Source organism: Methylobacterium sp. DB0501, from assembly GCF_011043735.1.
Taxonomy (GTDB): domain Bacteria; phylum Pseudomonadota; class Alphaproteobacteria; order Rhizobiales; family Beijerinckiaceae; genus Methylobacterium; species Methylobacterium alsaeris.
The window spans coordinates 287,587-309,682 of record NZ_JAAKGV010000001.1 but is presented as its reverse complement, the minus strand read 5'-3'; the positions used below and the strand labels follow the sequence as shown (position 1 = coordinate 309,682).

23 protein-coding genes are annotated in these 22,096 nt (G+C 71.4%); 6 read left to right on the top strand and 17 right to left on the bottom strand.

The features are described 5' to 3' along the window. Positions 1–48 precede the first annotated feature (48 nt). The 6 genes from G4G93_RS01435 to G4G93_RS01410 all read right to left on the bottom strand — a co-directional run bounded on the left by G4G93_RS01435 (position 49) and on the right by G4G93_RS01410 (position 2,171). Positions 49–291, bottom strand: coding sequence for a hypothetical protein (locus tag G4G93_RS01435; RefSeq protein WP_165080556.1), 243 nt, complete (start codon positions 289–291; stop codon positions 49–51). A 94-nt stretch (positions 292–385) separates the two neighbouring features. Then, complete coding sequence (locus G4G93_RS01430) at positions 386–715, bottom strand: hypothetical protein (RefSeq protein WP_165080554.1); 330 nt, start codon at positions 713–715, stop codon at positions 386–388. Between the two features lie 71 nt (positions 716–786). Next, on the bottom strand, positions 787–1,188 hold the full coding sequence (locus G4G93_RS01425) for an STAS/SEC14 domain-containing protein (RefSeq protein WP_165080551.1): 402 nt from the start codon (positions 1,186–1,188) through the stop codon (positions 787–789). A gap of 148 nt (positions 1,189–1,336) precedes the next feature. Beyond that, the gene (locus G4G93_RS01420; protein WP_165080549.1) at positions 1,337–1,504 is read right to left on the bottom strand and encodes a hypothetical protein; all 168 of its coding nucleotides are present in this window, start codon (positions 1,502–1,504) and stop codon (positions 1,337–1,339) included. A 12-nt stretch (positions 1,505–1,516) separates the two neighbouring features. Next, a complete protein-coding gene (locus G4G93_RS01415; protein ID WP_165080547.1) occupies positions 1,517–1,807 on the bottom strand; it encodes a hypothetical protein in 291 nt (96 codons plus the stop codon). Between the two features lie 4 nt (positions 1,808–1,811). Then, positions 1,812–2,171: a hypothetical protein gene (locus tag G4G93_RS01410; RefSeq protein ID WP_165080545.1), complete on the bottom strand. Its 360-nt coding sequence runs from the start codon at positions 2,169–2,171 to the stop codon at positions 1,812–1,814. Positions 2,172–2,326: 155 nt separating this feature from the next. Between G4G93_RS01410 and G4G93_RS01405 the strand changes: the two genes are divergently transcribed. The 3 genes from G4G93_RS01405 to G4G93_RS01395 all read left to right on the top strand — a co-directional run bounded on the left by G4G93_RS01405 (position 2,327) and on the right by G4G93_RS01395 (position 6,401). Next, positions 2,327–2,929, top strand: a complete 603-nt coding sequence (locus tag G4G93_RS01405; protein ID WP_165080543.1) for a nitroreductase family protein — start codon at positions 2,327–2,329, stop codon at positions 2,927–2,929. Next, a complete protein-coding gene (locus tag G4G93_RS01400) occupies positions 2,926–4,554 on the top strand; it encodes an AMP-binding protein (protein ID WP_165080541.1) in 1,629 nt (542 codons plus the stop codon). The genes G4G93_RS01405 and G4G93_RS01400 overlap by 4 nt, the downstream gene beginning before the upstream one ends. A gap of 458 nt (positions 4,555–5,012) precedes the next feature. After that, positions 5,013–6,401 (top strand): sulfatase-like hydrolase/transferase, encoded by a 1,389-nt coding sequence (locus G4G93_RS01395; protein WP_165080539.1) that lies wholly within the window; start codon positions 5,013–5,015, stop codon positions 6,399–6,401. 79 nt (positions 6,402–6,480) lie between these two features. On the opposite strand, the gene atpC is transcribed toward G4G93_RS01395, so the two are convergent. From atpC to G4G93_RS01340, 11 genes are all read right to left on the bottom strand, one after another. After that, positions 6,481–6,882: an ATP synthase F1 subunit epsilon gene (gene atpC, locus G4G93_RS01390; protein ID WP_048451079.1), complete on the bottom strand. Its 402-nt coding sequence runs from the start codon at positions 6,880–6,882 to the stop codon at positions 6,481–6,483. Positions 6,883–6,975: 93 nt separating this feature from the next. After that, positions 6,976–8,433 carry a F0F1 ATP synthase subunit beta gene (gene atpD / locus G4G93_RS01385; RefSeq protein WP_165080537.1) on the bottom strand — a complete coding sequence of 486 codons (1,458 nt, stop codon included), beginning with the start codon at positions 8,431–8,433 and terminating at the stop codon, positions 6,976–6,978. Between the two features lie 25 nt (positions 8,434–8,458). After that, on the bottom strand, positions 8,459–9,343 hold the full coding sequence (locus tag G4G93_RS01380) for a F0F1 ATP synthase subunit gamma (protein ID WP_165080535.1): 885 nt from the start codon (positions 9,341–9,343) through the stop codon (positions 8,459–8,461). Positions 9,344–9,373: 30 nt separating this feature from the next. After that, entirely contained in the window at positions 9,374–10,903 is a 1,530-nt protein-coding gene (gene atpA, locus G4G93_RS01375; protein ID WP_165080533.1) for a F0F1 ATP synthase subunit alpha, read from the bottom strand. A 64-nt stretch (positions 10,904–10,967) separates the two neighbouring features. Next, a complete protein-coding gene (locus tag G4G93_RS01370) occupies positions 10,968–11,540 on the bottom strand; it encodes a F0F1 ATP synthase subunit delta (protein WP_165080531.1) in 573 nt (190 codons plus the stop codon). A 397-nt stretch (positions 11,541–11,937) separates the two neighbouring features. Continuing rightward, positions 11,938–12,639 (bottom strand): DsbA family protein, encoded by a 702-nt coding sequence (locus G4G93_RS01365; RefSeq protein ID WP_165080529.1) that lies wholly within the window; start codon positions 12,637–12,639, stop codon positions 11,938–11,940. Positions 12,640–12,712: 73 nt separating this feature from the next. Continuing rightward, positions 12,713–13,204, bottom strand: a complete 492-nt coding sequence (locus G4G93_RS01360) for a glutathione peroxidase (protein ID WP_165080526.1) — start codon at positions 13,202–13,204, stop codon at positions 12,713–12,715. 37 nt (positions 13,205–13,241) lie between these two features. Further along, positions 13,242–15,350, bottom strand: a complete 2,109-nt coding sequence (locus tag G4G93_RS01355; RefSeq protein ID WP_165081320.1) for a TonB-dependent siderophore receptor — start codon at positions 15,348–15,350, stop codon at positions 13,242–13,244. Positions 15,351–15,587: 237 nt separating this feature from the next. Beyond that, the gene (locus tag G4G93_RS01350; RefSeq protein WP_165080524.1) at positions 15,588–16,787 is read right to left on the bottom strand and encodes a Zn-dependent hydrolase; all 1,200 of its coding nucleotides are present in this window, start codon (positions 16,785–16,787) and stop codon (positions 15,588–15,590) included. Between the two features lie 405 nt (positions 16,788–17,192). Beyond that, positions 17,193–17,426, bottom strand: coding sequence for a DUF2171 domain-containing protein (locus G4G93_RS01345; protein WP_165080522.1), 234 nt, complete (start codon positions 17,424–17,426; stop codon positions 17,193–17,195). 91 nt (positions 17,427–17,517) lie between these two features. Further along, positions 17,518–19,101: an aldehyde dehydrogenase (NADP(+)) gene (locus G4G93_RS01340; RefSeq protein ID WP_165080520.1), complete on the bottom strand. Its 1,584-nt coding sequence runs from the start codon at positions 19,099–19,101 to the stop codon at positions 17,518–17,520. Positions 19,102–19,305: 204 nt separating this feature from the next. On the opposite strand from G4G93_RS01340, the gene G4G93_RS01335 reads away from it, so the two are divergent. From G4G93_RS01335 to larB, 3 genes are read left to right on the top strand one after another with little or no spacing between them, the layout of a single operon-like run. Continuing rightward, positions 19,306–20,595 (top strand): LarC family nickel insertion protein, encoded by a 1,290-nt coding sequence (locus G4G93_RS01335; protein WP_165080518.1) that lies wholly within the window; start codon positions 19,306–19,308, stop codon positions 20,593–20,595. Further along, positions 20,592–21,419, top strand: coding sequence for an adenine nucleotide alpha hydrolase (locus G4G93_RS01330; protein ID WP_165080516.1), 828 nt, complete (start codon positions 20,592–20,594; stop codon positions 21,417–21,419). The genes G4G93_RS01335 and G4G93_RS01330 overlap by 4 nt, the downstream gene beginning before the upstream one ends. Then, the gene (gene larB, locus G4G93_RS01325; protein WP_312891615.1) at positions 21,416–22,093 is read left to right on the top strand and encodes a nickel pincer cofactor biosynthesis protein LarB; all 678 of its coding nucleotides are present in this window, start codon (positions 21,416–21,418) and stop codon (positions 22,091–22,093) included. Before G4G93_RS01330 ends, larB begins: the two co-directional genes overlap by 4 nt. The last annotated feature ends 3 nt before the right edge of the window (positions 22,094–22,096 follow it).

Here is a 22,096-nt window from a genome sequence, read left to right as displayed (position 1 = left end):
CGGGGGGCGGGCCGGCGCTCAAGCCCGCGAGGTCCCCGGGACGCGGGCTCAGCCAGGACCCGTCGTCGGCGCCTGCCAGGCGACGCCGGGATGCTCGCGCACGTCGCCGGCCTTCGTGCCGGTATCGGAGGTGCTCACCCAGTCGCCGGGCTCGGCGACCTCGACCACCTCGTCCTCCGGATAGGCCGCCTCGAGGAACAGCCTCGCTTCGCCCTCGGCCGCGGCGCGCACCGTGACGAGCGGGCGCTCCCCGGCCGATCCACGCACCCTTGCGATGAAGAGCTTCGTCATCGTCGTCCTCTGAAAGGCTGACCGTCAGCCTGCCGGACAACGCGGTGCCGGGCCGCGGGTCGCATCTCGGCCCGCCGCGGGATTGCGCGCAGCCTCAAGCCCGTGACAGCGGCACGTCGCAGGCCCGCGCCGCCCTCCAGGCGATGGCGAAGCCCGGATCGATGACGTAGCCCGTCCCGTTCTCCTCCCGCCGGTACCACCCGTTGACCGCCGGGACATGCCCCCTGCCGTGGACGGCCGTCGTCACGAGGCGGAGAATGGTGGCGACGGTCTCGGCCGATCCGTGCTGCCGCATCTCGGCCGCGGTCAGGGTGTGGCGCTCGGCGAAGGCGTCAACCAGCGCGAGGGACAGGTGCTCCGGGACCATCCGCTTTCGAACCCCGACCAGCCGGCGCGCCCGGTAGGCTGCCGCTCCCCAATCCATGCTCACCTCGCCCTGCGACCGCATCCCGGCTCCGGATGCGCCGAGCGGGATACGTCAGGCGGCCCGCGCCGTCAGCCCGCCGCCGGACCGGCCTCGGCGAGATAGGCCCAGGCGGCCGCCTCGTCGGCGAGGTCGAAGGTCTTGGTCTCGACCGGCAGGATCGCGCCCGACAGCGTGATCATCGCGCGGGCGAAGAGCGGCGCGCCGACCACGACGTAGTGCCGGATATGCGCGACCGAGCGCGCCATGACCCCGTTGGCGTAGCCGTCGAACCGGGCGCCCAGCTCCGAGCCCTCGTAGTTCGACATGATGAGCAGCAGGTCGATCTTGCCGTGCGCCTTCATGGCCGCGTCGGTGATCGACGACATCCACTCGATGTCCTCGCGCGTGATCTTGTCCTTGATCTCGAAGGCGACGAGGTCGGCCCGCGGCGTGTCGCGCCGGACGATCGATCGATCGGGTGATGGGGTCATGCGGGCTTCTCCCATGCCGCTTCCGGGGCTTGTTCGATGGGCTCTGCTGGAAATGCCTCCCTCCCGGTCATAGCGGAGCCCGGCACGACCGGGAGGGACATGAAGACGGCCGAAGCCGCCGGAGCGCCCGCGGCGCCCATGCCGCCTCTCAGCCCGTCCCGGGATCGACCTCGTCGCCCTGCCGGTCCCCGGCATGGGCGCCGGACTTGTTGTCCTTGCCGTCGCCGTCCTTCGGCACCGCGGCGACGCCCTTCAGATCGTCGGCGGTGATTTTATCGTCGTGCTTGCCGCTCCGCTCGTCCTGATCGTCCGTCATGCAGCGCTCCTATCAGTCGGTCTTGCCCTGGGCCTTCTCGGTCCGGTACTCGCCGTCCGCCACCTTCTTCCCTTCGCCGGGACCTTGCGCGGCGACTTGGTCGGAATGGCCGCCGGAGCTGCCGCCGACCGAGACCGGCGGCCGGCCGGGGGTGCCGGCCGAGGACCATTCCCGCTTCAGTTCGGCCTCGTCGCGGCCGCCGCCCTCCTGGCGGGTGATCGCCTCCTGCTCGGGGGTCTGGTGACCGCCGCCGACCGCCGGCTCGCCCCGGCTGCCCACCGCGTCGTCGGGCTTGCGCGTCATGGCCTCACTCCCCCTCGTCCTTGCCGACGGCCGCCGTCGCCCGGTCGATCGCCTCCCGGGCGGCGGGATCCTGCGTGGCGGGACCGCCGGTCGAGGGGTCGCTGATCCGGCGCAGATTCTCCGGCGGGGTCTCGTCCTCGGTCGCCTGGCTGCCGTCGGTGGCGCCGATCGCGTCGCGGCGGTTGAAATCCGAGGCCACCCGGGCGTCGCGGGCCTGGCCCATCGGATCGTGGTCCAGGTCTCCTTGCGTCCGCGACGGCACGCCGACATCGAGGGGCGAGTCCTGCCCCATGTCCTGCCCGTTGCGGTCGGTATAGGGGTCGAAGTCGCGCAGCGAGGGCCGCGCCTGATCCATCTTGGCCATAAGTTTCTCCCGTCGCGGCGTGTCGCTCGTGTCGAAGACAACACCGGCGGGGGTATGAGGTTTCCGCGGGTCAGCTCCGCCCGGGGGCCCGAGCCCCGTGACAACCGCCGCGCTTGCTGGCAGGACGGCGCCACATCCCCGGAGACCGTCCGCCCGTGACCACGTCCGCCAATTCCCGTACCGCCGACCATCCGATCGACGCACAGTTCCTCGAGCGCTGGTCGCCCCGCGCCTTCACCGGCGAGGCCGTGCCGCAGGCCGACCTGATGACGATGATCGAGGCGGCGCGCTGGGCTCCCTCGGGCTACAACTCGCAGCCCTGGCGCTTCGTCTACGGCTTGCGCGACACCCCCGCCTGGGAGACGCTGTTCGGGCTCCTGGTGCCGTTCAACCAGGGCTGGGTGAAGAAGGCCGGGGCGCTGGTGTTCCTGGCCTCGAACGGCATGATGAAGACCCCCGACGGGCTGAAGCCCTCCTACAGCGCCTCCTTCGATACCGGCACGGCCTCGGCCCTGTTCCAGCTCCAGGCGGTGAGGATGGGCTGGCACGCCCACGGCATGACCGGCTTCGACCACGAGCGGGCGCCGGCCGCGCTGAACCTGCCGCCCCACCACCGGGTCGAGGCCGCCTTCGCGGTCGGCCGCAAGGCGGATCCCGCGACCCTGCCGGACGAGACCCGCGCCCGCGAGACCCCGAACGGCCGCCACCCGCTGTCCGACTTCACGTTCGAGGGCGGATTCCCGCCGCGCGAGGCGTGAGCCCGACCTCCTACGACGCTTGGCGCTCCGGGTTCCGCTGGCGGATCCCGGAGCGCTACAACATCGCGGTCGACGTCTGCGACCGCTGGGCCGCGGCCGATCCGGAGCGCCCGGCGATCCTCGACATCGCCGCGACCGGCCGCATCGAGGCCTGGAGCTTCGCCGCCCTCCGCGAGGCCTCGAATCGCTTCGCCAACGCGTTGCGGGCCCACGGCGTGCGGGCCGGCGACCGGGTGGCGGTGCTGCTGCCGCAATCCCCCGCCGTGGTGGTGGCCCATCTCGCGGTCTACAAGCTCGGCGCGATCGCCCTGCCGCTCGCCGTGGTGTTCGGTCCGGAGGCCCTGCTCCACCGCCTCGGCGATGCCGGCGCCAAGGCGGTCGTGACCCATGCCGGCGGCGTCGCCAAGCTCGGCCCCTTGCGGGACGCGCTGCCCGACCTCGCTTTCGTCGTCTCGACCGACGGGGCGGCCGACGGCGCGCTCGGCTATACCGACCTCCTGGCGGCGGCCTCAGACCATTTCATCCCGGTCGATACCGGGGCCGACGACCCAGCCCTGATGATCTACACCTCCGGCACCACCGGCCCGCCGAAGGGCGCGCTGCACGGCCACCGGGTGCTGCTCGGCCACCTGCCGGGCTTCTGCATGATGCACGAGTTCATGCCGAAGGCCGGCGACCGGATGTGGACCCCGGCCGACTGGGCCTGGGCCGGCGGCCTCCTCAACGCGCTGCTGCCGAGCCTGCATCACGGCGTCGCCGTGGTGGCGCGCAAGGCGGAGAAGTTCGATCCCGAGGAAGCCTTCCGGCTGATGGCCGACCTCTCGGTCGCCAACGCCTTCGTGCCGCCGACGGCGCTCAGGATGCTGCGCACGGTCGAGGATCCGCGCGGGCGCTTCGACCTGCGCCGCCTTCGCACCCTGGCCTCGGCCGGCGAGATGCTGGGGCCGGAGACCTTCCACTGGGCGAAGAGCTCGCTCGGGCTGACCGTCAACGAGGCCTACGGCCAGACCGAGTGCAATCTGGTCCTGGCCTCCTGTGCCGCGCTCGGGGTGGCGCGGGCGGGCTCGACCGGGCGCCCGGTGCCGGGCCACCGGGTCGCGGTGATCCGACCCGACGGCAGCCCTGCCGCCCCCGACGAGACCGGCCAGATCGCCATCGCCCGGCCCGATCCGGTGATGTTCCTGCGCTACTGGAACGATCCCGAGGCGACGACGCGCAAGTTCCTGAGCGATGAAGGCTCGGGCGACTGGATGACCACCGGCGACCAGGGCCGGATGGACGGGGACGGCTACGTCCATTTCGTCGGGCGCGACGACGACGTCATCACCTCGTCGGGCTACCGGATCGGCCCCGGCGAGATCGAGGATTGCCTGCTGCGCCACCCGGCCGTGGCGCTCGCCGCGGCGGTCGGCAAGCCCGACCCGGTGCGCACCGAGATCGTCAAGGCGTTCGTGGTCCTGCGCCCCGGGCACAAAGCCTCCGAGGCGCTGGCCGCCGAGATCCAGGCCTTCGTGCGCACGCAGCTCTCCGCCCACGAATACCCGCGCGAGATCGCCTTCCGGGCGAACCTGCCGCTCACAACCACGGGCAAGATCATCCGGCGGGTGCTGCGCGACGAGGCGTGACCGGCCCGGCCCGCCCCCCGGGCATCGACGGGTGCCCGGCAAGCCCCGCCCTGTCCCGGATCCCCGCCCACGTCGTTTCGTCCGGCAACCGGCCTGATCGCTCGGCGATTGTCGCGCGATGCCGAGCGATGCGGAAACCAGCTTCGCGCAAGCATGCGGAGCAAAGCTCCACCGTCGCGGGCCGGTGAGACGCGTCCCGAATGGATTCCTGCGGACGGCGTCTCCGTCATCCGGGGAGAAGGCGGTGGCTCGCGACGAACCGACGCCTGCCGGGTCGATGCCGCCGGACGGACTCTACCGATCTCGCCCCGACAGATCGTTGCGCACCAGACAATGGCTACCGATCGAAAGATAAGAACAAATTCTCTTCACGATGATCGCTCGGGCTCTCGCAGTTAGAGCTCGTTGTCATCGGCCTGGAGGATTGCCTTACCGTTGGAGTTGGGTACGACTCCGTCATGCTCCCGCGCTGTGCCACGGTGAACCTCGGAAAGATCCTGCGGCGGGTGCGACGCGGGCCGGCGGGCCTCGTGCCGGATCGGGCGAGCCTCGTGCTGCTCGCGGGCGGCCTCGTCCTGCCGAACGCGCTCGCGCTGACGGCCGGCCTGGTCGCCGGCGTGCCGTCCCGGACGGGCGCCATCGCGCTCTACGCCGCCCTCGCCCTGCTGGCCGGGCGGATCCCGGGCCGGGTCCTCGCGCTGCTCGGTGCGGGAGCGGTGGTGCTCGACCTCCTGCTGGCGATCGGCCGCACGTTCTTCCTCGATCTCGAGACGCTGCTGCCCCTGGTCGATGCCGGCCTGCTGACGAATCTCCTCGGCACGCCCGCCTATGCCGCCGGCGCGGTCGCCGCGGTGGCCTTCGCGGCCGCCTACCTGACGTTCCTGGTGCGGGCCGGGCCGGCGATGCGCCGGGGCAGCCGCCCGGTCTTCGCGGCGGCCACCGCGCTCGCCCTCCTCGGCGACGTCGCGGTCAACGGCTCGCCCAGCTACGAGTTGGGCTCCCTGGCGAGCGTCGGCCGGCCGTTCGAATCCGCCGCCACGGGGTCCGGGTTCGACGCGCTGCCCGACCAGGCGCGGCCGCCGCGGCGCGCCCTCATGGTGATGGTCGAGAGCCTGGGCGTCCTGCGCGATCCGGACCGCCGCGCGCTCCTGACCGCGCCGTTCGAGGACCCGGTCCTGCGCAAGCTCTACGCGGTCACGACCGGCACCAGCACGTTCTTCGGCGCTACCGCATCCGGCGAGATGCGCGAGCTCTGCCGCACCCATGCGTCGTACCAAGTCCTCACCGCGGAGAGTCCGGCCTGCCTGCCGGAGCGGTTCGCCGATCGCGGCTACCGGACGGTCGCGGTGCACGGGTTCCATTCCGGCTTCTACGCCCGTGCGGAGTGGTACCCGCTGGCAGGCTTCCGGCGCAGCCTGTTCGGAGAGACTCTGGCGCCCCGCTTCGCGCGACGCTGCGGCGGCCCCTTCCGGGGCCTCTGCGACACAGACCTGGCGCAGGTGATCGACGCCGAACTGGCGGCGGCGGAGCCGTCCTTCGTCTACTGGCTCACCCTGAACTCGCACGTACCGGTGCCGCGGGGCCGGGCGACGCCGCGGCAGCATTGCGGGCAGGCCGACAGCCCCTTCGCCGACCCGGAGGTCTGCGCCATGGTGGAGACCTGGCAGGACGTGTTCGCGGCGGTGGCGCGGCTCGCCCTCGCCCATCCGGGCACCGAGATCCTGCTCGTCGGCGACCACGCCCCGCCGCTCTGGCGACGGGCGGCCCGCGACGCGTTCGAGCCCGGCCGGGTTCCGTGGATCCGCCTCGCGCCGCTCGCCGTGGCGACCGCCGCCGTCCAGCCGTGAACGCGAAGAGGGGCGGCGGAGCCATCTCGGCCCCGCCGCCCCTCCCCGACGAACAGTTCGTTGTCCGCGTGAACGGCGATCAGAAGCTCAGCGCCACCTTGGCCTCGCGCAGCTGCGCGATCTGGCCTTCGATCTCGAGCTTGCGGTCGTAATCGTCGGTGGCGTCGTAGAGGAGTTCCGCCGCCGCGATGTCGGCATCGATGATCGCGGGCGTCAGCTCCTCGAGCGGGGTCGCACGCTCGGCGATCACCGTCAGGGAGGTGGCGTTGATCTCGGCGAAGCCCCCGCGCACCAGCACCCGCTTGCCGTGCTGCGGGCTCTCGGTGATGACCAGCATGCCGGTCTTGAGGGTGGTGAGCACGGGCGCGTGCCCGGGCAGCACCGTCATCTCGCCCTCGGAGCCCGGCAGCTGCACGGCATCGACCGCGCCGGAATACAGGATCCGCTCGGGGCCGACGAGGTCGAACTGGAAGGTGGCCATGGGGTCAGGTCGTTTCCGGTTTCGGCAGACGCAAGAAGGGGCTTTGCGCGAAAGGGCCCGGCCTCGCGGCCGGGCCCGTCATGGCGCTGCCGATCAGGCCGCGGCGGCGAGGCGCTGGGCCTTCTCCTTGGCCTCCTCGATCGAGCCGACCATGTAGAAGGCGGCCTCGGGGAGGTTGTCGTACTCGCCGTCCACCAGGCCCTTGAAGCCCTTGATGGTGTCCTCGAGCGCCACGAGCTTGCCCGGCGAGCCGGTGAAGATCTCGGCGACGTGGAACGGCTGGCTCAGGAAGCGCTCGATCTTGCGGGCGCGGGCGACGGTGAGCTTGTCCTCCTCGGACAGCTCGTCCATGCCCAGGATCGCGATGATGTCCTGGAGCGCCTTGTAGCGCTGCAGCACCTGCTGGACGCGGCGGGCTACGGTGTAGTGCTCCTCGCCGAGGATCGCCGGCGACAGCATGCGCGAGGTCGAGTCGAGCGGGTCCACCGCCGGGTAGATGCCCTTCTCGGCGATCGAGCGCGACAGCACGGTCGTGGCGTCGAGGTGGGCGAACGAGGTGGCGGGCGCCGGGTCGGTCAGGTCGTCGGCCGGCACGTAGATCGCCTGCACCGAGGTGATCGAGCCCTTGGTGGTGGTGGTGATGCGCTCTTGCAGCGCGCCCATGTCGGTGGCGAGCGTCGGCTGGTAGCCCACCGCCGAGGGGATGCGGCCGAGCAGCGCCGACACTTCCGATCCTGCCTGCGTGAAGCGGAAGATGTTGTCGACGAAGAACAGCACGTCCTGGCCCTCATCGCGGAAATGCTCCGCGACGGTCAGGCCGGTGAGCGCCACACGGGCGCGGGCGCCCGGGGGCTCGTTCATCTGGCCGTAGACCAGGGCGCACTTGGAGCCTTCCGCGGAGCCGTGCTCCTTGGGGTCCATGTTCACCTTGGACTCGATCATCTCGTGGTAGAGATCGTTGCCTTCGCGGGTGCGCTCACCGACGCCCGCGAACACCGAGTAGCCCGAGTGGGCCTTCGCGATGTTGTTGATGAGCTCCATGATGAGCACGGTCTTGCCGACGCCGGCGCCGCCGAACAGGCCGATCTTGCCGCCCTTGGCGTAGGGCGCCAGCAGGTCCACCACCTTGATGCCGGTGACGAGGATCTGCGCCTCGGTCGACTGCTCGGCGTAGGACGGGGCCGGCTGGTGGATGGCGCGGAGCGACTCGGTCTTGATCTCGCCGGCCTCGTCGATCGGCTCGCCGATGACGTTCATGATGCGGCCGAGCGTGTTGGCGCCGACGGGCACGCGGATCGGCGAGCCGGTGTCGGAGACCTCCTGGCCGCGGACCAGGCCCTCGGAGGTGTCCATGGCGATGCAGCGCACGGTGTTCTCGCCGAGCTGCATGGCGACCTCGAGGACGAGGCGGTTGCCGTTGTTCTTGGTCTCGAGGGCGTTCAGGATCTCGGGCAGGTGGCCTTCGAACTTCACGTCGACGACCGCGCCGATGACCTGGGTGATGTGGCCGACCTTGTTCGAGCCGGCGCCGGGGGTGGCAGTGTTCGCCATGATGCTAATCCCTGATTGCGTGCGGTCAGAGCGCCTCGGCGCCCGAGATGATCTCGATCAGCTCCTTGGTGATCATCGCCTGGCGCGTCCGGTTGTAGATCAAGGTCTGCTTCTTGATCATCTCGCCGGCGTTGCGCGTGGCGCTGTCCATGGCACCCATGCGCGCGCCCTGCTCGGAGGCGGCGTTTTCCAGGAGCGCCCGGAGGATCTGGACGGTGAGGTTCCGCGGCAGCAAAGCCGCCAGGATCTCGCCCTCGCCCGGCTCGTACTCGTAGACCGCGTCGGCCGAGGCGCCGGAGGCGGCCTCGGTCGGGGCGATCTCGGCCGGGATGATCTGCTGCGCGGTCGGGATCTGGGCGATCACCGAGCGGAAGCGCGAGTAGAACAGGGTGGCGATGTCGAACTCGCCCGCGTCGTAGCGGCCGAGCAGGTTGCGGGCGATGCCTTCCGCGTTCTCGAAGCCGAGCTGGCGCACGCCGCGCAGCTCGATCAGCTCGACGATCTGGTCACGGAACTCGCGACGCAGGACGTCGTAGCCCTTCTTGCCGACGCAGATGATCTTGACCGTCTTGCCCTGCGCCATGAGGCGCCGGGCATGGTCACGGGCCAGCCGCGAGATCGAGGAGTTGAACGCGCCGCACAGGCCGCGCTCCGCCGTGCAGACGACGAGCAGGTGGGTGTGGTCCTGGCCGGTGCCGGAGAGCAGCCGGGGCGTCTCCGCCCCGGGGGTCAGGTTGGCGGCGAGGTTGCCGAGCACCTGCGCCATGCGCTCGGCGTAGGGCCGGGCGCTCTCCGCCGCCATCTGCGCCCGGCGCAGCTTGGCGGCGGCGACCATCTGCATCGCCTTGGTGATCTTCTGGGTCGCCTTCACCGAGGTGATGCGATTGCGCAGGTCCTTCAGACTCGCCATCGGAGGGTCCTTTGGTGTCGAGCCGGGGGCTTACTGGAAGGACTTGGCGAAGGACTCGACCACGCCCTTCAGCTTGGCGCCGCTGTCGGCCGACAGCTCCTTGGAGGAGCGGATCGCGTCGAGCAGGTCGGCGTGCTTGGTGCGCAGGGTCGAGAGCAGGCCGTCCTCGAAGGCGCGGACCCGGTTCACGGGGATCGCGTCGAGGTAGCCGTTCACGCCGGCATAGATCACCGCGACCTGCTCTTCCATCTTCAGCGGCGAGAATTGCGGCTGCTTCAGGAGCTCAGTCAGGCGGGCGCCGCGGTTGAGCAGCTTCTGGGTCGAGGCGTCGAGGTCCGAACCGAACTGCGCGAAGGCCGCCATCTCGCGGTACTGCGCCAGCTCGCCCTTGATCTTGCCGGCGACCGACTTCATCGCCTTGGTCTGGGCGGCGGAGCCGACGCGCGACACCGAGAGGCCGACGTTCACCGCCGGGCGCACGCCCTGGTAGAACAGGTCGGTCTCGAGGAAGATCTGGCCGTCGGTGATCGAGATCACGTTGGTCGGGATGTAGGCCGAGACGTCGTTGGCCTGGGTCTCGATGACCGGCAGCGCGGTCAGCGAGCCGTTGCCGGCGGCGTCGCCCATCTTGGCGGCGCGCTCGAGCAGGCGGGAATGCAGGTAGAACACGTCGCCCGGATACGCCTCGCGGCCCGGCGGGCGGCGCAGCAGCAGCGACATCTGGCGGTAGGCCACGGCCTGCTTCGACAGGTCGTCGTACACGATCACGGCATGCATGCCGTTGTCGCGGAAATACTCGCCCATGGCGCAGCCGGCGAAGGGCGCCAGGAACTGCATCGGGGCGGCGTCCGAGGCGGTGGCCGCGATGACGATCGAGTATTCGAGGGCGCCGTTATCCTCGAGCACCTTCACGAACTGGGCGACGGTGGAGCGCTTCTGGCCGACCGCGACGTAGACGCAGTACAGCTTGGCCTTCTCGTCGGTGCCGGCATGGGCCGGCTTCTGGTTCAGGATGGTGTCGAGGGCTACCGCCGTCTTGCCGGTCTGGCGGTCGCCGATGATCAGCTCGCGCTGGCCGCGGCCGATCGGGATCAGGGCGTCGATCGCCTTGAGGCCGGTCGCCATCGGCTCGTGCACCGACTTGCGCGGGATGATGCCCGGGGCCTTCACGTCGACCCGGCTGCGCTTCTCGGCGACGATCGGGCCCTTGCCGTCGATCGGGTTGCCGAGGGCGTCGACGACGCGGCCGAGCAGGCCCTTGCCGACCGGCACGTCCACGATGGCGCCGGTGCGCTTGACGGTCTGGCCTTCCTTGATCTCGCGGTCGGAGCCGAAGATCACGACGCCGACATTGTCCTGCTCGAGGTTCAGGGCCATGCCGCGCACGCCCGACTCGAACTCGACCATCTCGCCGGCCTGGACGTTGTCGAGGCCGTAGACGCGGGCGATGCCGTCGCCGACCGACAGGACCTGACCGACCTCGGTGACCTCGGCCTCCTGGCCGAAGTTCTTGATCTGCTCCTTCAGGATGGCGGAGATCTCGGCGGCACGGATGTCCATCTGGACCTTCCCTCGTTCGTTCGTGTCGGGCGTTGTTCTGGAAGCGGCGGGTGCGTCGGAGCCCTTAGCGGGCGCCCTGCATCGCCAGGCGGATGCTGTTGAGCTTGGTGCGCAAGGAGGCGTCGACCATGCGGCTGCCGAGCTTGACGACGATGCCGCCGATCAGGCTCGGGTCGATGCGCAGGTCGAGGTCGATCTCGGCCTTCGCGACGTCCTTGAGGGACGCCTTGATGTCCTGGAGCACCGCGTCGGAGGGCTGCTCGGCGAGCCGCACCTCGGCGCGGACGATGCCCTTCGACTCGCGCACCAGCTCGCGGTAGCCGCGGATCATGTCCGGCAGGGCGAACAGGCGACGGTTGGCGGCCGACAGGCGGATGAAGTTGCCGGCGAGGCCCCCGATGCCGGCCTTGGCCAGCACCGCCTCGATCGCCTTGACCTGGTCCTCGGCCGAGAAGGCCGGGCTGCGCACGAGGCGCCGCAGGTCGGCGCTCTCGGTCAGCAGGGCGTCGAACCGGTCGAGCCCCTCGGCCACCGCGTCGACGGCCCGCTCGTCGCGCGCGAGCTCGAACAACGCCGAGGCGTACCGCCCGGCGACGCCCGCCAGGGGAGAACCCGATTCCGATGCGTTCTGAGCCACCAGCGCTCTCTCTTCATGTCCTGGCCCGACGGGTCCGGCCGATCGCGCCGGTCTGGAAATGAGCGGCGGTGGCGCGCGGCCCGTCGATGATGGGAAAGGCTCCGGCGCGAGAAGACAGCCCCCTCCCCCGGCGCGGCGCCGGCCTAGCATGGGTTTTCGGGGGGCGCAAGGCGAGCGCGAGCGCGCGCCAATCGCGAGGCGGGCCCTGAGTTTAATCCGGTCGGGCGGCATCCGGCACCGCCCCTTCGACGATGGTCGGATTGCGCCGGGATGCGGGCTCCGCTCCCCGGATCCGCCCGGGCAGGCCGACACGCGAAAATTTCGCCGCGGTTTCCGAACGATGTCCGTCCGGTGACGGGCTGGCGACTTGCGGAGGGACTTGCGGTGTGGCTTGCGGTCAGCTCGCGCAGGCGATCTCGTCGCACTCGGCCACGTTGGCGAGGACCCGGCCGAGGCTCTTGGGACCCGGATAGCCGAGCAGCGCCGAGGTGCCGACGACGTAGGACGGGGTGGCGTGCAGGCCGAGATTGGCGGCGAGCCGCATCTGCGCCGTGAGGGCCTCGCGCACCTCGTCGGAATCCGCCGCCCGCTCGATGCCCGCCCGGTCGTGGCCGAGGCGGGCGGCCGCCTCCAGGGCGCGCGGCCCGTCGATCCGGCCCGACGTGCCGGGCCCGAGGAGCGCGGCATAGAGCGCCGCGGTCGCCGGCGAGCCGCCGGCGCGCTGCACCGCCAGCGCCACCTTGGCGGCTTGGGCCGACTGCACCGACAGGATCGGGTTGTTGACGAGGCCGATGCGCAGGTCCGGATTGGCCTTGACGAGGTCGTCGAGGTCGCGCGCCGCCGCCCGGCACCACGGGCAATTGTAGTCGAAGAACTCGTAAAGCGTGACCGAGGCCTCCCGCGGCCCGAGCCAGGTCACGCCGCGCAACCGGCCGATCTCCGAGGCGAGCTCGCCCGGCAGGCGGGTGTTGGGGATCGGCTGGCCGTTGTCGCCGGTCACCGCCCGCCACTGGCCGTCCTGCTGCGCGAGGGCCCCGGTGGCGAGGGCGGGAACGGCCGCCAGGGAGGCGGCGAGCAGGGTGCGGCGGGACAGGGACATGGGCGGACTTCCGGGGCGACGGGACCTCGTCACGCCATAGGTCTAGCTCGGCCATTTTGGCCGGATGATGGCCTCACGCCGTCTCCGCCAGCGCCTCCACCACCGCTTTCTCCAGCGCCTCCGGCTTCACCCGCGGGGCGAAGCGCCCGACCACCCGGCCGTCGCGGCCGACCAGGAACTTGGTGAAGTTCCACTTTATCGCCCGGGTGCCGAGAAGCCCCGGCTTTTCCTGCTTCAGGTGGGAAAAAAGCGGCTCGGCCCGCGCCCCGTTCACCTCGACCTTGGCCAGCAGCGGGAAGGTGACGTCGTATGTCAGCGTGCAGAACCGGGCGATCTCGGCGGCGTCGCCGGGCTCCTGGGCACCGAACTGGTTGCAGGGAAAGCCCAGGACCACGAGGCCGGCGTCGCGGTGGCGGCGCCACAGCTCCTCGAGCCCGGCATATTGCGGGGTGAAGCCGCAGGCCGAGGCGGTGTTGACGACGAGCAGCACCTTGTCCCGGTACTGCGCCAGCGGGTGAGGGGTGCCGTCCGGGGTGGCGGGGGCGAAGTCGTGGACCGTGGTCATCCCCGCCTTATGCCCGAGCCCCTTCCAGGCGTCAGCCTCAGAACCGGGCCGCGACACCGCCCATGATCGTGCGCGGCAGGCCCGGCGTCGCGTAGCGGTTCTGCCACGAGCGGTCGAAGTAGCGCTCGTCGAACAGGTTGTCGACGTTGAGGTACACCCGCACGTCGGGCGTGATCCGGTAGTACGAGATCAGGTTGGCGAGCGTGTATTCCGGCAGCTTGAAGGTCGGCCGGGTCTCGCCGGCGAAGCGCGACCCGACATAGGTGATGCCGCCGCCGAGCCCGAGGCCGCGCAAGGGCCCGTCCTGGAACTCGTAGACGCTCTGAACCGCGAAACTGTTCTGCGGGATGTTGGCGAGCCGGGCGCCGACCGGGGCGGTGGTGGCCTTGGTGAGCGCGGCATCGACGAAGGCGTAGGTGCCGATCACCCGCCAGCCCGGGGCGAGGAAGCCCGCCACGCTCATGTCGAAGCCGCGGCTCCGCGCCGCCCCGGCTGCGGCCTGGAAGTTCGTGTCGACCGGATCGGTGACGAGCTGATTGGTGCGCCGGATGTCGAAGAAGGCGGCGGTGGCATCCAACCGCCCATCGAGGAGGCTCAGCTTGACCCCGGTCTCGACACTCTCGGCCTGCTGGAACGGGAAGGGCCGGCCGGTGCGGTCGGTGCCGGCATTGGGCCGGAACGACTGCGAGTAGTTGCCGAAGATCGAGGCGATCTCGGTCACGTCGTAGACGAGGCCGATGCGCGGCGTCGCCGCATTTCCCCGCTGCCGCGTGGTCGTACCGTTGATGTAGTTCACCGTATCGAGGGCGATGTCCTCGACGCGCACGCCGACGAGGGCGTGGAGCTTCGGCGTCAGGTCGATCTGGTCCTGGACGTAGCCGGCATAGCTGGTGGTGTTCTGCAGGAAATTGCTGAACAGCCGCGTGGGGACGGGAAGCGGCTGGCCGTAGACCGGCGCCAGCAGGTTGAGGGCGAAGGGATTGATGGTGGGGTTCGAGATGAGGGGGATGGCCTCGCGGTAGCGTAGGGAGTCGCGCTCGAGGCCGACGAGCAGGGTGTGGCGGAAGGCGCCGGTCTCGAACTTGCCAGCGAGGTTGATCTGTAGATCGAGGTCCGACCAGGTCAGCTCGCGCCGGTCGTAGGTGCGTGAGAACACGCCATTGTTCGCGACGGTCCCGGTGGCCTGGACCGCCTGTCCGGCGAGGTTGCCGGCCAGTAGCTGCGCGCCTGCATTGATGACCCAGTCGGAGTTGAGCCGATGCTCGACGCGCAACTGGCCGAGCGCGTTGTCATTGCGGAACGGCGGCAGCCCCGGTTCGCCGATGTAGCGGCTGCGCGGCACCGCCCGCAGGTCGCCGCGCAACGGCAGGATGCCGCGATCGAAGATCTGGCTGCCGCTGATGAACTCGCCCTCCAGCGTCACCGTGGTGTCGGCATTCGGCTTCCAGGCGATGACGGGGGCGAGGTAGTAGCGGTCGCCGTGGACGAAATCGCGAAAGCTGCCGTTGTCCTCGACCGCGCCGGTGAGGCGGGCGAGCACCGTGCCGCCCTCGTCGAGAGCGCCGGTGGCGTCGAAGGTGCTGCGCTTGGCGTTGTCGCTGCCGAATTGCGTGCCGATCGCGAAGGAACGCTCGGCACTCGGCTGCTTCGTCACGATGTTGAAGGTGCCGCCCGGATCGCCGCGGCCGTACAGGAAGGCCGAGGGGCCTTTCAGCACCTCGATCCGCTCGATCGACACGATGTCGGGCGAGTTCGGGTAGCCGCGGTTGATCGGGAAGCCGTTGCGGTAATACTCGCCGGTGGCGAAGCCCCGGATGGTGAACTCGGTGAGGCCGAGGCCGCCGAAATTGTTCGCACGGCCGACGCCGGCCAGATCCAGGGCGGTATCGATCCGCGTCGCCGCCGCATCCTCCAGCACCTGCCGCGGCACCGGCACGACGGTCTGGGGCACCTCGCGCAGCGGCGTGTCGGTGCGGGTCGCGCTGACCGTGGTGCGGGCGAGATACCCTTCGGTCTTCAAGGGGTTGCCGCCGCCGCTGCCGGCGACCGAGATCTCGTCGAGCTGGATCTCCGGCGAGACGTCGGCCGCGGCCTGAGCCGCCGCCGCCTGCGGCTTCAGGCCAATGCCGGGAAGCGCACAGGTCATCGACAGGGCCGCCGCCACGGCGGCGCGCCCCCGGAAAGTTTTCACGGTCACGGCAAGGATCTACATCAACGGCTACGCTTGGCGTCGCCCTACGGCACGCGACATCGACCGTCAACATGCAGACACGATGAGAATGAAACTCCATTTGTGGAGCAACAAATATTCATTTTAATAACTACAAACGATAGCGCTGGCCGTTCCGCCGGTGCGGCCGGCGAGGGAAGGCGGCAGGGCCGCTCAGGCGAGCGCCCGCTCCGCCGCCTCCGCCAGCACCCGCAGGCCGAGCACCAGATCCTCCTCCTTGGTATCCTCGGACCAGTGGTGGCTGATGCCGCCGATCGAGGGCACGAACAGCATCGCGGCGGGCATCACCTTGGCGATGGTCTGGGCGTCGTGGCCGGCGCCGGAGGGCATCGTCTGCCAGCCGCCCGGGCACAGGGCCTCGGCCGCCGCCGAGAGGGCCCCCATCAAGCCGGGATCGCACAGGGCCGGGGTGTTGCGGGAGATGTCTTCGAGCGTCGCGATGCAGCGCTCGCGCCGGTTGCTCTCACGGATCAGCGCCCGCAGCGTCGACTCCATCCGCTCCAGCACCGGCATCGCGACGTCGCGGACCTGGAACAGGATCTCGGCCCGGCCCGGGATGATGCTCGGCGCGCCGGGATCGAGGGTGATGCGGCCGGTGGTCCAGGTGCTGCGCTCGCCGCAGATCCCGGGGAAGGCCTCGTCGATCGCGGCGAGCAGGCGCACGGCGGTGAGCCCGGCATCGCGGCGCTCCGCCATGGTGGTGCCGCCGGCATGGTCCTGCGCACCCGCAATCACGATCCGCCACTGCCAGATCGCCACGATGCCGGTGACGATGCCGAGGCGCAGGCCCGTCGATTCGAGTTGCGTGCCCTGCTCGATATGCATCTCGAGGAAACCGCGATACCGCTTCGGCTCCAGGTGCATCCGCTCCAGGCCGGCGAGGCCGGCGGCGGCGAGCGCCTCGCGCAAGGGGGTGCCGTCGGTGCGGTTGCGGCTTCCGTCGATCTCGGCCTCGGTCACCTCGCCGATGGCGGAGCGGCTGCCGAGGAAGCCGATGTCGAAATGCCCCTCCTCGTCCGCGAAGGCGCAGACATCGACCGGCAGCCCGGCCCGGGCGAGCGCCACCCCCGCCGCCACGCCCAGCGCCCCGTCGAGCCAGCCGGCCTCGTTCTGGCTCTCGATGTGGCTGCCGACGAGGAGATGCGGCCCCGCGCCTCGATGGCGCCCGAGCACGGTGCCGACGCCGTCGATGGTGGGCTCAAGCCCGCACTCGTCCAGGCGCCGCATCAGCCAGCGCCGGGATTCCATGTCCTGCGGGGAATAGGTCGGGCGGTGCACGCCGGTGCGGAAGCGGCCGATCGCGCGCAGCTCGTGCAGGTCGCGCAGGAAGGCGTCGGTGTCGATCTCGGGCATGGGTTCGGGACTTACGGCTTAAGAGCTAACAAATTGGCCGCGGGGCCGTTCTGGGCGTCGCAGCCGGAGCCTCGCCAGCACGAATCGTACCAGGGCGGACACCGATCGAGGCGTTCAGCCGATCGCGGCAAAAAAAAGGCCCGCCGAGGCGGACCTTGGTATCAGTGCACGCCCGGGAACCACGCGGCAGCGGACCGGGTTTGTCCTGTGCAGGGCGGTGGCGATGCCGCTGCGCTGCTCGCGCCCTCCTCGGGCGTTTCCTCCCTAGACTCGGGCCGCCTTCTTCAGGGCGGCCCTTTTTCGTCCAGGATTGTTAACCTAACTCAAATCCGAGCTTTGGGTTGCATCATCCGTTGGCAGTCTGCCGTTCCGCCGAAAGGCGCTCCGGCCGGGACGCGCGGCCCGTTAGGCCGTCGCCCATTCGTCCTTGGCCTGGGCCGTGGTGCGGTTGAGGCGCACCTGCCCGCCCTCGACGCTGGCGATGGAATCGACGTGGATGAAGTGGTGGTGGCCGCCGGCCGCCGGGTCGGTCTTGGTCAGCTTGATCCGCTGCCCGTCGAGATGATCGATGGTGCCGACATGGCCGCCGTCGGAGCCGACGACCGGCATGTGCTCCTTGATGCTGCTGGGATCGATCATCGCGCGCTCCTTCTGGTGCCGCGATCAACGAGGATACAGGGGGCGGGTTCCGGGTCCCGGGAGGCGGTGAGGCCTCCCGGGCTTTGCGGCCTCAGGCGCCCGGCGCCACGGCTTTCCCGTCCTCCCGGCGCCACAGCTTGAGCGGATTGTCATCGCGCAAGGAGGCCGGCAGCAAGGCCTGGGGCAGATCCTGGTAGCTCACCGGGCGCAGGAAGCGGTGGATCGCCAGGCTGCCGACCGAGGTGGTGCGCCCGTCCGAGGTCGCGGGGTACGGCCCGCCATGCACCATGGCGTGGCCGACCTCGACGCCGGTGCCGAAGCCGTTGACCAGGATGCGCCCGACCCGGCGCTCCAGCACCGGCAGCAGCGCCCGGGCGGCGTCGTGATCGGCCTCGTCGAGGTGCAGGGCCGCGGTCAGCTGGCCTTCCAGTCGCTCCAGCACCGCGCGGATCGTGGCGAGGTCGGGGCAGCGCACCACCAGCGAGGCGGCGCCGAACACTTCCTCGGCCAGGGTATGGTCGGCGAGGAACGCTTCCGCGGTGGTGGAGAACAGGGCCGCCTGGCCCTGGTGGGTGCCGCCGGCGAGCCCGCGGGCGAGCGTGGTCACGGCGGGGTTGGCCTCCAGCGCCGCGACGCCGGCGCAATAGGCCTTGTGGATGCCGGGCGTCAGCATCGTGGCGGCCTGGGTCTCCTTCAGGGCGGCGGAGGCCGCCTCGACGAAGCCGTCGAGGCCCGCGCCCTCGACCGCCAGGATCAGGCCGGGATTGGTGCAGAACTGGCCCGAGCCGAGGGTGAGCGAGCCGACGAAGGCGCGGCCGATGTCGCGGCCCCGGGCCTCGAGCGCCGCCGGCAGCAGGACGACCGGATTGATGCTGCTCATCTCGGCATAGACCGGGATCGGGACCGGGCGGGCGGCGGCGGCCTGCATCAGCGCGACGCCGCCCCGGCGCGAGCCGGTGAAGCCGACCGCCGCGATGCGCGGATCGGCAACGAGGGCCTGGCCGACCGAGATGCCGGCATCCATGAGGAGCGAGAACACGCCCTCGGGCAGGCCGCATCGCTCGACCGCCGCCTGCACCGCGCGGCCGACCAGCTCCGAGGTGCCCGGATGGGCCGGATGGGCCTTGGCCACCACCGGGCAGCCGGCGGCGAGGGCCGAGGCGGTGTCGCCGCCTGCGACCGAGAAGGCGAGGGGGAAGTTCGAGGCGCCGAACACCGCGACCGGGCCGACGGCGATCTGGCGCAGGCGCAGGTCGGGACGCGGCAGCGGCTTGCGCTCGGGTTGCGCCGGGTCGATGCGGGCCTCGAGGAAGCCGCCGTCGCGCACCACGCCGGCGAACATCTTCAGTTGGCCCACGGTGCGGCCGCGCTCGCCTTCGAGCCGGGCGCGGGGCAGGCCGCTCTCGGCCATGCAGCGCACGATCAGCTCGTCGCCGACGGCCAGGATGGCGTCGGCCACGGCCTCCAGGAAGCGGGCGCGGTCCTCGAGCGAGGTCTCGCGGTAGGTGTCGAAGGCCTCGGCGGCGAGCGCGCAGGCCCGCTCCACATCGGCGGGCGTCGCCGCGGCGAAGGCCGGCTCCAGGCCGGTGCCGGTCGCGGCCTCGACGGCCCGGAAGGTCTCGCCCTCGCCGCGGCGGGCGGCGGCGCCGATCAGGTTCTCTCCGGTGATGGGCATGGGGGCGTCCTCTCCTGTGGGGCGATGTTGAGCGGGCTTATGCCCCGGCGGGTATCGGGTGATCCACCGGGGCGCAAAGAAAAATCCGCCGCATTCATCCGCGTCCGCCCGCTGCGACCGTCTGTCCGGGGCGCTTGCCGTCGGCCCTCACGGGCCGATGTGCCCCGAACCGGCGTCCGGTCCGACGCCGCGACGAAGGACGCGATGCAGATTCATCTCGACGCCGTCGGCGGGGTGGCCGGCGACATGTTCGCGGCGGCGCTCCTCGACGCCTTTCCGGAGCACGAGGCGGGGGTGCGCGAGAGCGTGGCGCGGGCGAGCCGCGGCCGCACCGCCTGCGCGCTCCTCGCCCACGGCGACGGCGTGCTCCAGGGCCGGCGTTTCGCGGTCACCGGCCCGGAGGGCGAGGCGCCGGAGCGGCCGGCGGACGAGCCCGCCCATCATCATCACGATCATCACGGCGACCACGCCCACGATCACAACCACCATCACCACCACGGCGGCCACCACGCGCACCGGCACTGGTCCGGCATCCGCCGCGACCTGGAGGCGAGCGGGCTCGCGCCCGGGGTGCTCGCCCATGCGCTCGCGATCTTCGGGCATCTCGCGGAGGCCGAGGCGCGGGTGCACGGCATCCCGGTCGAGGAGGTGGCGTTCCACGAGGTCGGGGCCTGGGATTCGATCGCCGACATCGTGGCGGCCGCCCACCTCGTCGACGCGATCGGGGCGACCGGCTGGTCCGTCTCGGCCGTGCCGCTCGGCTCCGGGCGGGTGCGGACCCAGCACGGGCCCCTCCCCGTCCCGGCACCGGCCACCGCGCTCCTGCTCGAGGGCTTCCTCATCCTCGACGACGGCGTGCCGGGCGAGCGCGTGACCCCGACGGGCGCGGCGATCCTGCGCCATCTCTGCGGCGGCGAACCCCGGAAGGGCGGCCCGCGCCGGCTCCTGCGCAGCGGCCTCGGCTTCGGCACCAGGGTGCTGCCGGGCCTGAGCAACGTGCTGCGGGTGCTCGCCTTCGAGGAGCAGGGCGAGACCGGATCGCCCGGCCATCGCGAGCTCGGCATCATCGAGTTCGAGGTCGACGACCAGTCGGCGGAGGACCTCGCCACGGGGCTCGACCGCCTGCGGGCGCACGAGAAGATCTTCGACGTCGTGCAGATGCCGGTCTTCGGCAAGAAGGGCCGGATGATGACCCATGTCCGGGCGCTCGCCCGGGCCGACGCCATCGAGGAGGCGATCGAGGCCTGCTTCCGCGAGACCACGACCATCGGCTTGCGCCACCACACCGTCTCGGGCGCGGCGCTGACGCGGCGCCTCGACACCGTGGCGGTGGCGGGGAAGACCGTCAGGGTGAAGAGCGTGGACCGGCCGGGCGGGCGCACCGCCAAGGCGGAATCCGACGATGCCCTGGCGACCGAGGGCCACGCCGCCCGCCAGGCCCTGCGCCGCGAGGCCGAGCGGCTGGCTCTTCGACTGCCGGAGGACGAGCGGTGAGCGCGGCCCTGGAACACGCCCTGTCCGGCCTCGGGTCCATCGCCGTCGCGGTGAGCGGCGGGGTCGACAGCCTGACGCTGGCGACGATCGCGCATCGGACCGCGCCCGAGCCGCCCCTGATGGTCCACGCCGTCTCCCCCGCGGTGCCGGGCGAGGCGACCGGGCGGGTGCGGGCCGAGGCCGCCCGCGAGGGCTGGACCTTGCGGGTGATCGAGGCCGGCGAGTTCGCCGACCCGGCCTACCGGGAGAATCCGGTCAACCGCTGCTTCTTCTGCAAGACCAACCTCTACGGGGCGATCCGGCGCGTCACCGACCGGCAGATCGTGTCCGGCGCCAACCTGGACGACCTCGGCGAGTACCGCCCGGGCCTCGACGCCGCCCGCGAGCACGGGGTGCGCCACCCCTTCGTGGAGGCGGGATTCAGCAAGGCGATGGTGCGGGCGCTCGCCCGCGACCTGGGCCTCGGCGCGGTGGCGGAGCTGCCCGCCGCCCCCTGCCTGTCGAGCCGGGTCGAGACCGGGATCCGCATCGAGCCCGAGACCCTGGCCTTCATCCACGCCGTCGAGCGGCTGGTCGGCGCCGACCTGGACGTGACCGGATCCAGAAGCGCGGTGCGCTGCCGGGTACGGGCCGCCGGCATCGTGGTCGAGCTCGATTCGCACAGCCTCGCCGGCCTGACCGAGCCGGCGAAGAGCGATCTCGGCCGCCGCATCGCCGCGTGCGCCCCGGCCGGGCTCGCCGCGGCGCCGGTCTCCTTCGCGCCCTACCGCACCGGCAGCGCTTTCCTGGTGGGAGCGTTGCGATCCGGAGGATCGCCACGGTGAGCATCCAGGACGAATTCACCCTCGATTTCGCCCGACCTGAGCGGATCGGCCTCGAGGAGGCGGTGTTCGCCGCCGGCAAGTCGCCGGCCCAGATCGACGCCATCCTGGCGGCGGCCGAGGAGCGCGGCGCCCGCTTCCTCGTCACCCGCCTGGATCCGGAGCGCCACGCCGCCCTCCGCTACCGGGAGCGGCTCGACTACTGCCCGGTCTCGCGCACCGCGTTCTTCGGCGCGGCCAGGCCCGTCGCGGGCCAGGCGCGCATCGCCATCGTGGCGGCCGGCACCTCGGACGTGCCGGTGGCGCGGGAGGCCGAGCGGACGCTCGCCTACCAGGGTCACGCCACGACGCTGATCGCCGATGTCGGCGTCGCGGGATTGTGGCGGCTGACCCGGCGGATCGAGGAGATCCGGGCCCATCCGGTCGTCATCTGCGCCGCCGGCATGGATGCCGCCCTGCCCAGCGTGCTCGGCGGCCTCGTCGCCGGGGCGGTGATCGCGGTGCCGACCTCGGTCGGCTACGGCGTGGCCGAGGGCGGGCGCGCCGCCCTCGACGCGGTGCTGGCGAGCTGCGCCCCCGGCATCGCGGTCGTCAACATCGACAACGGCTACGGCGCGGCCTGCGCGGCCCTGCGCCTGCTCCACGCGGCAAACCGGCTCGCGGAGGCAGTCCGATGACCC

Excerpts from the sequence above, each read along its gene's own strand:
- G4G93_RS01435 (WP_165080556.1), bottom strand. The coding sequence starts at position 291 with ATGACGAAGCTCTTCATCGCAAGGGTGCGTGGATCGGCCGGGGAGCGC.
- G4G93_RS01430 (WP_165080554.1), bottom strand. The coding sequence starts at position 715 with ATGGATTGGGGAGCGGCAGCCTACCGGGCGCGCCGGCTGGTCGGGGTT.
- G4G93_RS01425 (WP_165080551.1), bottom strand. The coding sequence starts at position 1,188 with ATGACCCCATCACCCGATCGATCGATCGTCCGGCGCGACACGCCGCGG.
- G4G93_RS01420 (WP_165080549.1), bottom strand. The coding sequence starts at position 1,504 with ATGACGGACGATCAGGACGAGCGGAGCGGCAAGCACGACGATAAAATC.
- G4G93_RS01415 (WP_165080547.1), bottom strand. The coding sequence starts at position 1,807 with ATGACGCGCAAGCCCGACGACGCGGTGGGCAGCCGGGGCGAGCCGGCG.
- G4G93_RS01410 (WP_165080545.1), bottom strand. The coding sequence starts at position 2,171 with ATGGCCAAGATGGATCAGGCGCGGCCCTCGCTGCGCGACTTCGACCCC.
- G4G93_RS01395 (WP_165080539.1), top strand. The coding sequence starts at position 5,013 with ATGCTCCCGCGCTGTGCCACGGTGAACCTCGGAAAGATCCTGCGGCGG.
- atpC (WP_048451079.1), bottom strand. The coding sequence starts at position 6,882 with ATGGCCACCTTCCAGTTCGACCTCGTCGGCCCCGAGCGGATCCTGTAT.
- atpD (WP_165080537.1), bottom strand. The coding sequence starts at position 8,433 with ATGGCGAACACTGCCACCCCCGGCGCCGGCTCGAACAAGGTCGGCCAC.
- G4G93_RS01380 (WP_165080535.1), bottom strand. The coding sequence starts at position 9,343 with ATGGCGAGTCTGAAGGACCTGCGCAATCGCATCACCTCGGTGAAGGCG.
- atpA (WP_165080533.1), bottom strand. The coding sequence starts at position 10,903 with ATGGACATCCGTGCCGCCGAGATCTCCGCCATCCTGAAGGAGCAGATC.
- G4G93_RS01365 (WP_165080529.1), bottom strand. The coding sequence starts at position 12,639 with ATGTCCCTGTCCCGCCGCACCCTGCTCGCCGCCTCCCTGGCGGCCGTT.
- G4G93_RS01360 (WP_165080526.1), bottom strand. The coding sequence starts at position 13,204 with ATGACCACGGTCCACGACTTCGCCCCCGCCACCCCGGACGGCACCCCT.
- G4G93_RS01355 (WP_165081320.1), bottom strand. The coding sequence starts at position 15,350 with ATGACCTGTGCGCTTCCCGGCATTGGCCTGAAGCCGCAGGCGGCGGCG.
- G4G93_RS01350 (WP_165080524.1), bottom strand. The coding sequence starts at position 16,787 with ATGCCCGAGATCGACACCGACGCCTTCCTGCGCGACCTGCACGAGCTG.
- G4G93_RS01345 (WP_165080522.1), bottom strand. The coding sequence starts at position 17,426 with ATGATCGATCCCAGCAGCATCAAGGAGCACATGCCGGTCGTCGGCTCC.
- G4G93_RS01340 (WP_165080520.1), bottom strand. The coding sequence starts at position 19,101 with ATGCCCATCACCGGAGAGAACCTGATCGGCGCCGCCGCCCGCCGCGGC.
- G4G93_RS01335 (WP_165080518.1), top strand. The coding sequence starts at position 19,306 with ATGCAGATTCATCTCGACGCCGTCGGCGGGGTGGCCGGCGACATGTTC.